The organism is Bacillus sp. T2.9-1 (assembly GCF_950097965.1).
In the GTDB taxonomy this organism is placed as follows: domain Bacteria; phylum Bacillota; class Bacilli; order Bacillales; family Cytobacillaceae; genus Niallia; species Niallia hominis.
The window spans coordinates 22,871-37,433 of sequence record NZ_CATNHG010000152.1 but is presented as its reverse complement, the minus strand read 5'-3'; the positions used below and the strand labels follow the sequence as shown (position 1 = coordinate 37,433).

The 14,563-nt window shown below is 35.9% G+C and carries 14 protein-coding genes; 13 read left to right on the top strand and 1 reads right to left on the bottom strand.

Annotated features, from left to right (window positions below):
• Positions 1-169: 169 nt before the first annotated feature.
• The 4 genes from QQZ16_RS22535 to pheA all read left to right on the top strand — a co-directional run bounded on the left by QQZ16_RS22535 (position 170) and on the right by pheA (position 3,855).
• Complete coding sequence (locus QQZ16_RS22535; protein ID WP_031540639.1) at positions 170-721, top strand: Spo0B C-terminal domain-containing protein; 552 nt, start codon at positions 170-172, stop codon at positions 719-721.
• 214 nt (positions 722-935) lie between these two features.
• Positions 936-2,225: a GTPase ObgE gene (obgE, locus tag QQZ16_RS22530; RefSeq protein WP_284561807.1), complete on the top strand. Its 1,290-nt coding sequence runs from the start codon at positions 936-938 to the stop codon at positions 2,223-2,225.
• A 201-nt stretch (positions 2,226-2,426) separates the two neighbouring features.
• Complete coding sequence (locus QQZ16_RS22525) at positions 2,427-2,882, top strand: ACT domain-containing protein (RefSeq protein ID WP_284561806.1); 456 nt, start codon at positions 2,427-2,429, stop codon at positions 2,880-2,882.
• Between the two features lie 118 nt (positions 2,883-3,000).
• Positions 3,001-3,855 (top strand): prephenate dehydratase, encoded by an 855-nt coding sequence (gene pheA / locus QQZ16_RS22520; protein WP_031540636.1) that lies wholly within the window; start codon positions 3,001-3,003, stop codon positions 3,853-3,855.
• 567 nt (positions 3,856-4,422) lie between these two features.
• Here the strand turns inward: pheA and QQZ16_RS22515 are convergent.
• Positions 4,423-4,965 carry a transcription repressor NadR gene (locus QQZ16_RS22515; protein WP_031540635.1) on the bottom strand — a complete coding sequence of 181 codons (543 nt, stop codon included), beginning with the start codon at positions 4,963-4,965 and terminating at the stop codon, positions 4,423-4,425.
• 479 nt (positions 4,966-5,444) lie between these two features.
• Between QQZ16_RS22515 and safA the strand changes: the two genes are divergently transcribed.
• From safA to queA, 9 genes are all read left to right on the top strand, one after another.
• Positions 5,445-7,238 (top strand): SafA/ExsA family spore coat assembly protein, encoded by a 1,794-nt coding sequence (gene safA, locus QQZ16_RS23360; RefSeq protein ID WP_446715485.1) that lies wholly within the window; start codon positions 5,445-5,447, stop codon positions 7,236-7,238.
• A complete protein-coding gene (locus QQZ16_RS22505) occupies positions 7,228-8,208 on the top strand; it encodes a phosphotransferase (RefSeq protein ID WP_284561805.1) in 981 nt (326 codons plus the stop codon). The genes safA and QQZ16_RS22505 overlap by 11 nt, the downstream gene beginning before the upstream one ends.
• 110 nt (positions 8,209-8,318) lie before the next feature.
• Complete coding sequence (locus QQZ16_RS22500) at positions 8,319-8,966, top strand: YhcN/YlaJ family sporulation lipoprotein (RefSeq protein ID WP_284561804.1); 648 nt, start codon at positions 8,319-8,321, stop codon at positions 8,964-8,966.
• A 284-nt stretch (positions 8,967-9,250) separates the two neighbouring features.
• Positions 9,251-10,174, top strand: a complete 924-nt coding sequence (locus tag QQZ16_RS22495) for an NAD-dependent epimerase/dehydratase family protein (protein WP_284561803.1) — start codon at positions 9,251-9,253, stop codon at positions 10,172-10,174.
• A 146-nt stretch (positions 10,175-10,320) separates the two neighbouring features.
• On the top strand, positions 10,321-10,851 hold the full coding sequence (locus QQZ16_RS22490) for a BofC C-terminal domain-containing protein (protein ID WP_031540629.1): 531 nt from the start codon (positions 10,321-10,323) through the stop codon (positions 10,849-10,851).
• Positions 10,852-11,060: 209 nt separating this feature from the next.
• A complete protein-coding gene (gene ruvA, locus QQZ16_RS22485) occupies positions 11,061-11,672 on the top strand; it encodes a Holliday junction branch migration protein RuvA (protein WP_031540628.1) in 612 nt (203 codons plus the stop codon).
• A 114-nt stretch (positions 11,673-11,786) separates the two neighbouring features.
• Entirely contained in the window at positions 11,787-12,782 is a 996-nt protein-coding gene (gene ruvB / locus QQZ16_RS22480; protein ID WP_031540627.1) for a Holliday junction branch migration DNA helicase RuvB, read from the top strand.
• A 361-nt stretch (positions 12,783-13,143) separates the two neighbouring features.
• Positions 13,144-13,350: a DUF2905 domain-containing protein gene (locus QQZ16_RS22475; protein ID WP_031540626.1), complete on the top strand. Its 207-nt coding sequence runs from the start codon at positions 13,144-13,146 to the stop codon at positions 13,348-13,350.
• 37 nt (positions 13,351-13,387) lie between these two features.
• Positions 13,388-14,416 carry a tRNA preQ1(34) S-adenosylmethionine ribosyltransferase-isomerase QueA gene (gene queA, locus QQZ16_RS22470; RefSeq protein WP_284561802.1) on the top strand — a complete coding sequence of 343 codons (1,029 nt, stop codon included), beginning with the start codon at positions 13,388-13,390 and terminating at the stop codon, positions 14,414-14,416.
• The last annotated feature ends 147 nt before the right edge of the window (positions 14,417-14,563 follow it).

Genomic DNA, 14,563 nt, shown 5'->3' with positions numbered 1-14,563 from the left:
GGAGTTGTATGCTTCTTCCTATTCCCATCGATTAAAAACTTTAAAATCAGTCGAATGTTAATCGTCAAGGCTTAGCGAGTTATCGTTTTTGTTCATAGATGATTCATTTTTTGTTATACTTACTAAAAGCAGTCTTCTAAGACTTAATAACCTTTTTAGGAGTACAAGAATGAATAAAGACTGGAATACGATAGATTTTTTAAGACATGTTCGCCATGATTGGCTAAATAAAATTCAATTAATTAAAGGGAATTTGGATTTAAATAAACCAGAGCGAGTAAAAGAAATAATAAATGAGATTATTACAGAGACAAAACAAGAAGCTAAGTTATCTAATCTTAATATACCGCAATTTGCTACAAAGTTATTAATAGCAAACTGGGAAAATTATTATTTTAGGTTGGAATATGAAGTGTTGGCAGAAGAAAAATGTCAATTAACAGAAGACGAAACGCTTACTCCATGGATAACCTTGTTTTTTCAGACATTAAATCAGCATAGTAAACCTTTTGCAGACAATCACTTATTCATTTCCATTCATTCCATGGTGGAAGGGCTTCGGTTGTATGTTGATTTTAACGGCCAACTATTAAATGCAGAGTCAATAATTCCATTTCTTCAACAACCGTTTTCCAAACAATTGGCGGTGGAAAATATAGAAATTAGTGATAAAGAGCTGGTATTTGAAGTCTGGATGATTAGAGAGAAAACAGGTAAATAATAAGAAGAACTCGTTGACTAAAATCAATTAGATTCGGTCAAATTACTTAAAAGAAAAATTGTGAGTTATAGAAAAATAGTAGCTGTAAATGCCTGTAAGTTCGAAAATAGGATATCCTAAAGCTTTACAAGTAAAATAAATCATAAGATATTCTCATGTTCTATACTAAACATGCAAGCTGCATATGTTTTTCTTAATAGGAGGAAATGAATTTATGTTTGTGGATCAGGTTAAGATTTATGTGAAGGGCGGAGACGGCGGAAATGGAATGGTGGCCTTTCGCCGAGAAAAATTTGTCCCTAAAGGTGGACCTGCTGGTGGAGATGGCGGTAAAGGAGCAAATGTAGTATTTGAAGTGGAAGAAGGTTTACGGACATTAATGGATTTCCGCTATCAACGTCATTTTAAGGCACCGCGTGGCGAGCATGGAATGTCTAAAAATCAGCATGGGCGTAATTCTAAGGATATGATTGTAAAGGTTCCACCTGGTACAATCGTATCAGATGCAAATACGAAAGAAGTGATCGCTGATTTAACAGAACATGGGCAACAAGCAATTATTGCACGAGGCGGTCGTGGGGGAAGAGGGAACTCCCGCTTTGCAAGCCCATCTAACCCAGCTCCTGAATTATCGGAAAATGGCGAGCCAGGTCAAGAAAGAGATATTATACTGGAGTTAAAAGTATTAGCAGATGTTGGTTTAGTCGGTTTTCCTAGTGTAGGTAAATCTACATTACTTTCCGTGGTATCTGCAGCCAAACCGAAAATTGCAGATTATCATTTTACAACGATTGCGCCTAATTTAGGAATGGTGGAAACAGAAGATAACAGAAGCTTTGTAATGGCAGATTTGCCAGGACTGATTGAAGGAGCACACTCTGGTGTTGGATTAGGCCATCAATTCCTTCGTCATATTGAACGGACAAGAGTTATTGTCCATGTCATTGATATGGCTGCTACAGAAGGCAGGGATCCATATGAAGACTATGTTACAATTAATAACGAGCTTCAAGAATACAATATGCGTTTATTAGAAAGACCGCAAATTATTGTTGCCAATAAAATGGATATGCCAGATGCAGAAGAAAACTTACAAGCGTTTAGAGAGAAACTGCAAGATGACTATCCGATATTCCCTATTTCAGCGATAACAAGATCTGGTTTACGTGAACTCCTTTTTGCTATTGCTGATAAATTAGAGAATACATCAGAATTCCCATTAGAAGAAGTGGAAGAAGAAGCAGGGATTCACCGTGTTGTGTACAAGCATGAAGTCGATGAGAGACAATTCTATATTACAAGAGATCCAGATGGAAGCTTTGTCCTATCTGGTGAAGGAATTGAAAAACTCTTTAAGATGACAGATTTCTCCCGTGATGAGTCTGTTCGTAGATTCTCTCGCCAAATGCGCGGAATGGGTATTGATGAAGCATTGCGTCAACGTGGTGCAAAAGATGGCGATACAGTAAAAATAATGGAGTATGAATTTGAATTTATCGATTAATAAATCGAAATAAGCCTAAGAACATTAAAAGTGGTAATAGAAGATCTTCCCTTTCGTCGAATGGATTAGACGGGAGGGGAGTTTTTCTACAGAAAAGACGAATGAATATATTTAAAATAGCTTTTTTAATAATGGATAAAAATTGAAATTTATATTAATCATACATAATGAAGTTTCCGTTATGCCTTGAGGGGTGAGCAGATGAAACATAGTAAATTGGATCAGAAATTTTTTTTAGTAAGAGAAGATGTACTTTCTGAAGCGATGCGAAAAACCTTGGATGCGAAAGAACTATTGGAAAGAGGAAAAGCAGAATCAGTACATGAAGCTGTAAAGCAAGTCGATTTAAGCCGAAGTGCATTTTATAAATATCGAGATACAATTTTTCCTTTTCACACAATCGTGAAGGAGAAGTTAATAACATTATTCTTTTATATTGAAGATCGATCGGGAACTTTATCCAAGCTATTAAGTGTGGTTGCTTCTGGAGGATGTAATGTACTTACGATTCATCAAACGATTCCGCTTCAAGGAAGAGCAAATGTGACATTATCTCTAAATACAGCAGAAATGGAGATTTCTATTGATTTGTTGCTAGAGCGTTTGCGTATGCTTGAATTTGTCGAAAAGGTTGATGTATTAAGCTCCGGAGGCTAAATACTTCTAAAATGGTTAGAATAGCTTTAGCGTTCTTGTAGGAAGAAGGCTTATTTAAGTCTTTCTTCTTCTATAGTAGATAAATTCAGAATAAATAATTTTTTTGGAGGAGAAATAGGTGAAAGTAGGTTACTTAGGCCCAAAAGCAACATTTACAAATATGGCGGTAAATCAGCAATTTCCTGGTGTTGAATCAATCCCATTTCTTACGATTCCAAATTGCTTTGATGCTGTTATGGAAGACAAAGTGGATGTTGCTTTAGTACCGGTTGAGAATACATTAGAAGGTTCTGTCAATATCACCCTAGATTATTTAATTCATGAAGTATCTTTACCTATCTGCGGAGAAGTGACCGTTCCGATTAAACAACATTTAATGGTTCATCCCCTTCGTAAAGATAAATGGAGAGAAATTGATGTTGTTTATAGTCATTCCCATGCAATTGCTCAATGTCATAAATTTTTACATACAGAATTTAACGGGATTGTTTGTGAGTATATGACCTCAACAGCAGCAGCAGCTCAGTTTGTTAAGGAGAACTCAAATATAAATGGTGCAGCAATAGGAAATTCGCTAACAGCTGAAGAATATGGGCTTGAAATAGTGAGACATCATATTCATGATTCCAATAACAATCATACAAGGTTTTTAATTCTTTCAAAGAACCCTCTAAGCTATACGGCACCTTCAAGTAATTTGGCAGGTTATAAAACGAGTTTAATGGTCACTTTGCCATCTGATCGTTCTGGTGCCTTACATCAAGTATTATCCGCTTTTGCTTGGAGAAAATTGAACTTGGTGAAAATTGAATCGAGACCAACTAAAACCGGCTTAGGAAATTATTTCTTTCTTATTGATTTAGATAGAAAAATGGACGATGTTCTAATACCTGGAGCGATCGCAGAACTGGAAGCAATCGGTTGTGAAGTAAAGATACTTGGAAGTTATCCCTTTTATAATTTAGAGAAATAAAATTAATCTATTGAAAGCTTTGAGTATAAAAGGAGAAGGGCTAAAAAAAGAGGCTGGGACAAAACTAAATAGCCAATCTGTAAAGACGAACAATCTCTAATTTAGCTCTTAAATAAAGACTATTTTTTCATATTAGTTATTTATGGTTATAAATATATTCAAGTGTAAAAAACAATTCGTTCCATTGCGCTACGGACACTTCCTTTTCGCGGGGAGGAAGCCTGAGCCTCCTGTGGGATTAGCGAGACAGTCTGAGACCCTGCAGGCGGAAGCAGACCGCGGCTCGGCGCTCGCTCCATGGAAAGCAAGCTGTCGCCTCGGAAAACAAATGAAATACCCGAATTTAAAAGTCGGCCACCAACAATTATGATTATATTGCAGTTTTTCAGTGGTCTCAAGCGAAGTATATTCAGGCTGCGGAATAGCAACAAACTTCATGGAACATCCTTTTTAAACGAATAAAAAAACCCTAATGATTATACGAACCTTTCATTGGCATCTTCGTATAATCATTAGGGTTTATTTTAAGCTGGAATACTTATGTCTTAGCCTCTTTTTTCAACTTCTTTAAGTCTCTTCTTTGATTAAAAAATGTGCCTTGCGTAAAGCCTCTTCTGCCTCTATCAATGTGTCAATAGAAGGTGCAGTAATGGTATGTAAATGGATACCAGAAGTTAATTCTGATAGATAGGCTGCGTTTGTATGCTTTATCTTCTTCATAAATTGCTTAACTTCTTTTCGATTAGAAACGAGAATAGAAGCTGTTAAATCCCCATAGACTGGATGTTCAATTTTAACATCTTTAACCGTTACTCCATTATCAACAAGGATATTTAATTCTTCTTCTGTTTTCTCTGGAGGATGATTACAAGCAATAATTCTCTCATAAAGAGATGGTTTTGATTCCTGTAAATATAAATAGCCTTGACTAGTAGCCAATATCGGTTCGTTTTTCGCTTTTAGAAGGGTAATGTCTCCGACGATGATTTGTCGGCTAACATTCGTCAATTTGGAAAGCTCGCTACCGGTATAAGGGCGATTATTTTCTTTTAATAAGGAAAGAATGTAAGCTCTTCTTTCTTCTCCAAGCATTTTCTTTGATTCTGTCATCTAATCTCTCCTTTAATGATTCTTTCTTTTTAGTAAAAGGTTATACGTATACTCTTGCTATAGTTTAGAGTTTTATTAAGAATTGCATTGTTCAAAAAACAATAACAGACAAAATATATAAGATGCCATTAATTAGCTATATTCAGGCTGCAGAAAATAGCAAAAACGTTTGCGAAAAGTCTCTTTTTAATAAAGAAAGGATTAAAAATAATTTTTCTTTATATATTGGTGGATTTTGTTTATATATTCTTTCCTTTCTATTTTATCAAAAGTCTCTATAAATTGAATAAAATAAATTTGATTTTTGATAGGTTCTTGGTACCAAAAATATAGTTGAAAAGAAGGACAAAGGATCTCCTATCTTTATGTTGCTAAAACACATAATTTGAAAAAAAGCGCATAGATTTTTGAATAGAATGATAACCATTTTGCATTGTGAACATAGACTATATGGACATATGCATAGGAGGGAATCTATAGTGAAGATCCATATTGTTCAGAAAGGGGATACTCTTTGGAAAATCGCAAAAAAATACGGGGTGAATTTCGAAGAGTTAAAAGCATTAAATTCCCAATTGAGTAATACAGATATGATTATGCCCGGCATGAAAATTAAAGTTCCAACTTCAGGAGGAAATATAAAGAAAGAAGCTCCTATTATGGGAACAAAAAAAGAAATGCCGATAGCAATGGAGCCAATTGTAAAGGAAGCACCGAAAAAAGAAATGCCTATTAAAGAAATGCCCAAAAAGGAAATGCCGAAAAAAGAAGCGCCAAAGGAAAAACCATACACTCCTAAAATGCCTACGCCAATCATTCCAGAAATTGATGTAACTAATTATTATTCCATGAATATGACGAATGTGGACGTAGATGTTGATGTGGACATGAAAGAAAAGGTAGTTTTGCCACCAAAGCCTGCACCAGTAGTACCTAAAGAAAAGGCAGTAAAGCCAATAAAGGCAGTAAAACCCGAAAAACCAGTAGTTCAACAAGATGAGTGTCCGCCTATTGTGCCTTATCAGCCATATTGTTATGAAGTTTCTCCAATGATGCCAGGAAGCGGTTTTCCTCCAGGAGTATGCCCTCCAGCTGGAATACCAGTAGAACAACTAGGTTCACAAGCTACGCCACTACCAGGTGTAGATTTTACAGATAAGCATAAATGGGAAGAGTCTTCATCTTCTTATTCTGCTTATACACATGGCGAAGCGCCGGTACACGGCAGTAATGTGCCCCCTGACTATTATCAACAGCCATTAGTGCAGTACGGTCAAATGCCTGTGGAACATCAGCACCATAAAAAAGAATCTTCAGACATAGCCGGATTAGGACATCAACCCTTTGTCCCTACCCCAACGCATACAGCGCCAGTATTACCATCCTATAACCTTCCTTATAAGGAGGATTGTGGATGTGGTGCTCCATCATTCCCGCAACAATCAGCGTTTCCAGCAAGCGAAGGTTTTCAATTAGAGGGAATGGGGCAAGGTTATGCACCAGGAATGGGAATGGCGCCAATGCCGCAAGGATTCAGCCCAGAAATGGGACCGATGGCAGGAGGTGCACCAGGAATGGGAATGGCGCCGATGCCACAAGGATTTAGCCCAGAAATGGGACCGTTGGCAGGAGGATATGCACCAGGAATGGGAATGCCAGCAATGCCACAAGGATTTAGCCCAGAAATGGGACCGATGGCAGGAGGATATGCACCAGGAATGGGAATGCCAGCAATGCCACAAGGATTTAGCCCGGAAATGGGGCCGATGGCAGGAGGATATGCACCAGGAATGGGAATGCCAGCAATGCCACAAGGATTTAGCCCGGAAATGGGGCCGATGGCAGGAGGATATGCACCAGGAATGGGAATGCCAGCAATGCAACAAGGATTCGGTCCAGAAATGAGACCGATGGTAGGAGGATATGCACCAGGAATGGGAATGGCGCCAATGGCGCAAGGATTTAGCCCAGAAATGGGACCAATGATGCAATCTCCTTATCCTCAAGGTATGGGCGGGAATACACCAATGCCTTATCAGGTAGAAAATAATAGTCCAGTTGGAGATTCTCCATCTTATGAAGCAAGTATTGGGCAGCCAGTTGCACAAGAAATGGTCCCGCCAGTTTATGGACCTGGAGGCAATGCACCAGTATTTACCCCTCCGTATAATCCTACTATAGGGCAGCCGCCATATATGAATCCTTATGGCGTTAATCAAGGGACTCCATTTGGAATGCCAAGATACCAAGAGGACGAAAGCAGTGATTTATGATTTTTATCATAGAGGGGACGATACTTTTTATTATCGTCTCCTTTCTTTATTAGAAAAAAAAATTCCTGCTAAGATTTTAGAAATAAGCAGAATTAGGAATGAGGTATACTTAGTTAAAACCAATCAATTTTGGATGATTTTAAAAGGATATAATAGCTATCAAAAATTAAAAATTCAAGAGGCTTTTACAAGAGCGCTAAAACAGGAGGGCTTCACACATACGTACCAATTTTATGTGTTCGATGATGAACCGATCATTATAGATGAGATGGTGTTTGGTATGATTGAATACATTTCTCCTCATAAAGATTCCTTTACATATAGTAGTAAAGGCAATAGAAGGGAAGCCCTTCAATTATTAGAACACTATTATACAGTTACAGAACGTCTTGTAGAAATTTATAAATATATTTTGCCTTCCTTTCTTTTAATGAAAAAATTAGAACAACGGTTAGTGGAATTTCGAAGTAATAAGTCAATAATAGAGCATTATTTGAAAATGGAAATCGTGGAGGAAATTTTCGAATGGGCTAATATTTCCTTTCTTTATATACAAGAGCATAATGAATATCTTCATTCAAAATCAAATGTTATATTGCATGGGGATGTAGCCCACCATAATTTTATGCGTGACATTAATAATAAACTATATCTAATTGATTTTGATTTAATTAGTATTGGTCCAAGAGTGGGCGATTATTTGCAGTTTGCTAATCGGATTTTGCCGAATATAGGTTGGTCCCTCCAACAATTACAAAAGATGAGTGGATATTCTCAGTTATTCAAAGAGGAATGGTTTTTAATCGCTTTAATGTATCCAACAGATATTCTTAGAGAATGGAATAGAATAATCAGAAACAAACATCTTTCAAATGACTTTTTATTAAAACAAGTGCTTGACTTAACAACAGATCAGTATGAAAAAAGAAAGAAATTTTACCAAAAGCTAAGACAAATTGTAGATATATAATCGGGCAATTCTATAATGGCTAGACTTTACAGTATGATTCTCTCCGAAGAGCAGAAGATAAAAAAGAGCAACGTCTTGCTCTAGATTTAAATAAAGGGGAGAATATTACTGTGAATAAAAATAAGTTAGTTGCTCCAGTTCTTTTAACGGTAACTTTTGGCTTGGCTGGCTGTGGTGTGAACGATGACCAAACCGCAGATCAAAATCGTCTCAATAATGCTAGACCGATTGGATATTACTCCAATGAACAACATGATGTAAACAATAATAACAGTTTTACAACAGACAATGACGGACCAATTACAGAAATGATGGACCATACCTTTGGGGATGAAGATAATAAAAATGGTGTTGGTGTCCAAAATGTTAACAATAAAAATACTACGAGGGAGAATAGAAATAACGATAATCAAGATAATCGCGTTTCATATGATACAGAGTTAGCTGAAAAGGTATCAAATGCAGCTGCTAAAATGGATAATGTAAAAAATGCACATTCAATTGTTTATGGAGAAAACGTTTTGGTTGCACTTGAAGTAGACGATACGAAAATTGTTGATCAGACAAAAGCAAAAGTAAAAGATAAGTTAAATGATTCTTTAAATGGAAAAGATATTTCTGTAGTGACAGATAGAGGAATATTTACGAGCATTGAGGATATAAATCGTTCAATAAAAAATGGTCAACCGCAGCAAACGATTAACAATAATATAGAAAATATCTTTAATCGCTTAAATCCGACAAAAGAAAACAGATAATAAAAAACTAACTTCGAAAAGGTTCGCCCCATTCGAAGTTAGTTTTTTATCATATGTTCTTTATTGGAAACGAATTGATTGGTTTGATTTATCACAAATAATGGATTTAAAAGACATTTTTTAAGAAGTTAAAAGTGTATATTTATAAAACTGTTCTATATAATGAATTTATTTGTTGATATTACGAATGAAAAGAGTTATGCTTTATAATGAAATAATTATTCGTTATAAAGAACTTATTAATCGGTTTTTTCATAGAGGCAAAAAGTGCGGAGGGATTCAAAGTGAGAGTGTTAATTACAGGTGGACAAGAGAGTGAAATGGCAACTGCTCTAAAGGAACAACTTTCAAAGAATAATGTTTATTGTATAGTAGCTGGAAAGCAACAGAAACATAGTGAAATTTCAACTCTAGTACATAATGATGTATACACTTTCTTAAACGGGATGGAATTAGCCGACATACTGATGGAGAACCAGGTAGATTGCGTTATCCATCTATCTAACAAGGCCATAACATCCAACAGCATGAAGGATTCATTTGAACAGTCAGAAGAGAATATTGCTTGTACGATTGAAGTGCTCGAAGCATGTGTGCAAGCAAAAGTACATAAAATCATCTTCCCCTCCACGATTGCTGTTTATGGGGACATAGAAGGAGCTATAACGGAAGAAAAGCTTTTGCAACCTGTACTTTTTGGAGGGCTTTCTAAGAAGATTGAGGAGAAATATATACAAAACTACCACACTCTTTACGGTCTTTCTTTTACAATTTTACGCTTTCCCATAATTTATGGAGCAAGTTCCAAACATATGAATACAGAGAGTATGATAGAATCAACGATTAAAAAAGTGATTGAAAATCGTCCACCTATCGTATTTGATGATGGAGAACAGAAGAAGCACTTTCTTTACATAAGTGATGCCATTCAAGCAATTATCTCAAGTTTAAATAATGGAGAGAATCAAGTATATAATATTTGTCCTAAGGAAATATATTCTATGAAGGAAGTTGTCTCCATTATTCATTCTTCTATAAAAGAAGATGTACTTCATTCGTTAGAAGAAGGGGAGAAAAGTAGAATATCAACAACGAAGGCACAAATGGATCTGAAATGGCATTCTCTTGTACCATTTTCGGAGGGAATTCGTTTAACAATCAAAAATATAAAACATCAAGCTGAACAGATAAATAGAACATTAAAATAAGATTGCTATGAATTTGGAATGAAAAAATTATTTATGGTGAGAATAATAGAGAGTTAGGTTATTTCAAACCTAGACTTTAGATTGACAGTACCCTATTTCCTTGGAAATAACGAAGCTGTTTTGAGTAATGTGAAGAGGTGGTTATAATGAAAACCAGATTCCTTTTATTTTCAGCTGTTCTTCTTGTCAGTTTTATAACAATCATTTCATCAACTGGACAAGTTTATGGAAAGAGTGGAAGCACACATTCTTTGAATGAAAATCCTAAGAAATTGGAAGTGGTGTTGAAAAGGATTTATTTAGATGGAGAAGTGAGCGAAGAAGTGGTAGAAGAAACAGTATGGTCGATGGAAGATTTCTGGTCAAAGTACGATAAATGGCAGTTGGTAGATATGACAAGTAAAGAGCTTGTATTTAAACAAGAAATCGACGATATATCTCCACTATTAAAGGCTAATGGATATTTTGGCATTAATGACGAGGGGATTTTAACCATTTATAATGGAAAACCTGCTCAGGAAAACATTATTCAGTCTTTTTTCCAAATTGATCTAAAAAAACTGGAATCAAAGCAGCAGGAAGACCTACAAAAAGGAATTCCGATTAAATCAAGGGATCGATATGTAAAAGTACTTGAAACCTTTAAAAATTTAACAACAATCGAAACGACGAATTAAGAAAATCACCCCCAGTGAACAGAAGAAGCACAGAAAATAGTGCCATTCTGATCACTGTTTTTTTTTAAAAAAAGAATATTATGAAAATCATCTATAATAGCAGTTCAATAAAATAGTATGATAAAATAAGCTTTAGGATTTATCCCCCACTTAATGGGAAGTGAGACCCCAACTAATGGAATTGTTCTTTATAAGGGAGAGAATTTAATTTGTATGAATATATAAAAGGAAATGTAGAATTTGTTGGACCCGAATATATCGTAATCGAAAATAATGAAATTGGTTATCAGATTAAAACACCTAATCCATTTTCATTTTCAGCCTTTTCGGGTAACAAGATTACAGTATTTACCTACCATTATGTTAGAGAAGATAATATTAGTTTATATGGTTTTCGTTCACAAGATGAAAAAGCCTTATTTACAAAGCTTCTAAATGTTTCTGGAATTGGGCCCAAAGGAGCATTGGCTATTCTTGCATCTGGAGAACCAAGTCAGGTTATATCTGCAATAGAAGCAGAAGATGAAGCGTTTCTTGTGAAATTTCCAGGCGTTGGAAAGAAAACGGCAAGACAGATGATTCTGGACTTAAAAGGGAAATTAGCTGATTTTATGCAAGATTCCTCCCCAGATTTATTTACAGTAGATAAGCAATTAGCCAAAGTAGAAAGTGATTCAGCAATGGATGAGGCAATTCTAGCGTTAACAGCTCTTGGATATTCAGAAAAAGAGGTGAAGAAAATTTCTCCTCATTTAAAAAAGGAGCAGTTAACAACAGATGGATATATCAAGCTGGCATTAAAGCTTCTGTTAAAAAGATAAGATGTTAGCTTTTTTAAGATTCTTGTTTTTCCATAGGGGAAATCAATAGATTGAATAAAGAATAGTAGTAAATACGTAGATTTACTTGAGGACTTATGGAAGGGAGTGAATGGTATGGATGATCGAATCATTTCAAGTGAAGCAGATACGCAGGATTTATCGTTTGAAAAAAGTCTGCGTCCTATTCAATTACATGAGTATATTGGTCAAGATAAAGTAAAAGAAAATTTAAAGGTGTTTATTGAGGCTGCTAAATTTAGAGAAGAAGCACTGGACCATGTTTTATTATATGGACCACCAGGACTTGGGAAAACTACGCTTGCGACGATTATTGCTAATGAGATGGGAGTTAATATTAGAACAACTGCAGGTCCAGCGATTGAAAGGCCTGGTGATTTGGCAGCAATATTAACTGCGTTAGAGCCCGGGGATGTGCTGTTTATAGATGAGATTCATCGGTTGCCACGTGCAATAGAAGAAGTTTTATATCCAGCGATGGAAGATTATTGTTTAGATATTGTTATTGGGAAAGGACCTAGTGCTCGATCTGTTCGGCTTGATTTGCCCCCTTTCACTCTCGTTGGTGCAACAACAAGAGCTGGTTCTGTTTCTGCACCGTTAAGAGATCGGTTTGGAGTTTTATCTAGACTAGAATATTATGAAATAGAACAGCTCAAAGATATTGTTGTGAGAACAGCTGATGTTCTACAAATTGGGATGGAAGAACTTGCTGCATGGGAAATAGCAAGACGTTCGAGAGGGACTCCCCGAATAGCCAATCGCCTTTTACGAAGAGTACGTGATTTTGCCCAAGTAAAGGGAGATGGGATGATTACTAAAGATTTGGCGGACAATTCACTTGAACTTTTACAGGTTGACCGTTTAGGGTTAGATCATATTGACCATAAATTATTACTAGGAATGATTCATAAATTTAAGGGTGGACCAGTCGGATTAGAAACGATTGCAGCAACTATTGGAGAAGAAGCTCATACAATTGAAGATGTTTATGAACCATATTTGCTTCAGATTGGTTTCTTGCAACGAACTCCTAGAGGGAGAAGTGTTACACATCTTGTTTATGATCATTTAAATATTAAACCTGAATAAATTTTCTAATCTATAGGCTGTTTTCTAAAGGATTGTTGTTTTTTCAATAGGAAAAAAGAATTAGTTGGTAAAATGGAGCAGCCGGAATACACGAAGACTCCTGTGGGATTAGCGAGACAGTCTGAGACCCCGGAGGCGAAAGCTGAGAGGCTTAAGCTTAGCCCCACGGAAAGCGAGCGGTAAGCCTCGGAAAACAAAAGCCTACACTAAGTTAGAATGGTTTGGTAACTACCGATTCACCAGGTAATACACTTTTTCAGTGGCCTCAATCGAAGTGTATTCCGGCTGCGGGTAATCGCAACAAACTTTACGAAAACAGCCAATCTATAAAATAAAACAAATGATATAAAGGAAGAGAATGATGAATGAAATTTCCAAATATATAATGATCATCGGCATAATTGTATTTCTGATCGGGCTTATCATGCAATTTGTCCCTATTGGAAAGCTTCCTGGTGACATTCTAATAAAAAAAGAACATTCGACTTTTTATTTTCCGATTACAACTTGCATTGTAATTAGTATTGTTTTATCGCTCGTTTTTTATTTTATAGGAAAATTTCGTTAAGATTTTAATTGCATGAAAGAAAGAATAGGTGACAGACATGAAAGTAGATTTATTTGATTTTCATTTACCAGAAGAATTAATCGCACAAACTCCTTTAGAGGATCGCACAAGTAGTCGATTAATGGTTGTAAATAAAGATACTGGTGAATTAGAGCATCGCAAATTTAAGGATATTTATGAGTATATCAATCCTGGTGATTGTCTAGTATTAAATGATACAAGAGTATTGCCAGCAAGATTACATGGCGAGAAAGAAGATACTGGAGCACATATCGAGGTGCTTTTATTAAAGCAACAAGAGGAAGACAAATGGGAAACACTTGTCAAGCCTGCTAAAAGGGTAAAAGAAGGTACGATTATTACCTTTGGAGACGGTAAATTAAAAGCTGTGTGTGTAAAAGAATTAGAGCACGGAGGTCGGATTCTCGATTTTCAGTATGAAGGGATTTTTTATGAGATTCTAGATCAACTTGGTGAGATGCCGTTGCCGCCATATATTAAAGAAAAATTAGACGATCAAGATCGTTATCAAACAGTTTATGCAAAAGAAAGAGGCTCTGCGGCTGCTCCGACAGCTGGACTACATTTTACAACTGATTTATTGGATGCTTTGAAAGAAAAGGGAGTACATATTGCATTTATTACTCTTCATGTTGGTCTTGGTACCTTCCGTCCTGTTAATGTAGAAGAAGTAGATAAGCATGAAATGCACGCCGAATTTTATCAAATTAATGGAGAAACGGCATCATTATTAAATAAAGTACGTGCAGAAGGTGGGCGGATTATTTCCGTTGGGACAACGTCTACTCGAACACTTGAAACAATTGCATCCGCAAATAACGGAAAATTTGTAGAAAGCAGTGGATGGACAAGTATCTTTATTTATCCTGGCTATGAGTTTAAAGGAATTGATGGAATGATTACGAATTTTCATTTACCTAAATCAACTTTGATAATGTTAGTTAGTGCACTAGCTGGAAGAGAAAATGTACTTCATGCTTATGAAACGGCAGTAAAAGAAAGATATCGATTCTTTAGTTTTGGCGATGCTATGTTTATACGTTAGATAAAGGAAGATAGGTTCACGAATTACTTGAGTTTCGCAGTGATATTCATTAGAATATATAGTTGATTCTATAAGTTTGTTTAATAAATATCATTATGTAAAAAACGATAGGAAGTTGATGAATCGATGGAAGTTTCACTTTATATA

Coding starts and splice junctions, on each gene's coding strand:
- QQZ16_RS22535 (WP_031540639.1), top strand. CDS start 170: ATGAATAAAGACTGGAATACGATAGATTTTTTAAGACATGTTCGCCAT.
- QQZ16_RS22490 (WP_031540629.1), top strand. CDS start 10,321: ATGAAAACCAGATTCCTTTTATTTTCAGCTGTTCTTCTTGTCAGTTTT.
- obgE (WP_284561807.1), top strand. CDS start 936: ATGTTTGTGGATCAGGTTAAGATTTATGTGAAGGGCGGAGACGGCGGA.
- QQZ16_RS22515 (WP_031540635.1), bottom strand. CDS start 4,965: ATGACAGAATCAAAGAAAATGCTTGGAGAAGAAAGAAGAGCTTACATT.
- QQZ16_RS22475 (WP_031540626.1), top strand. CDS start 13,144: ATGAATGAAATTTCCAAATATATAATGATCATCGGCATAATTGTATTT.
- ruvB (WP_031540627.1), top strand. CDS start 11,787: ATGGATGATCGAATCATTTCAAGTGAAGCAGATACGCAGGATTTATCG.
- queA (WP_284561802.1), top strand. CDS start 13,388: ATGAAAGTAGATTTATTTGATTTTCATTTACCAGAAGAATTAATCGCA.
- QQZ16_RS22525 (WP_284561806.1), top strand. CDS start 2,427: ATGAAACATAGTAAATTGGATCAGAAATTTTTTTTAGTAAGAGAAGAT.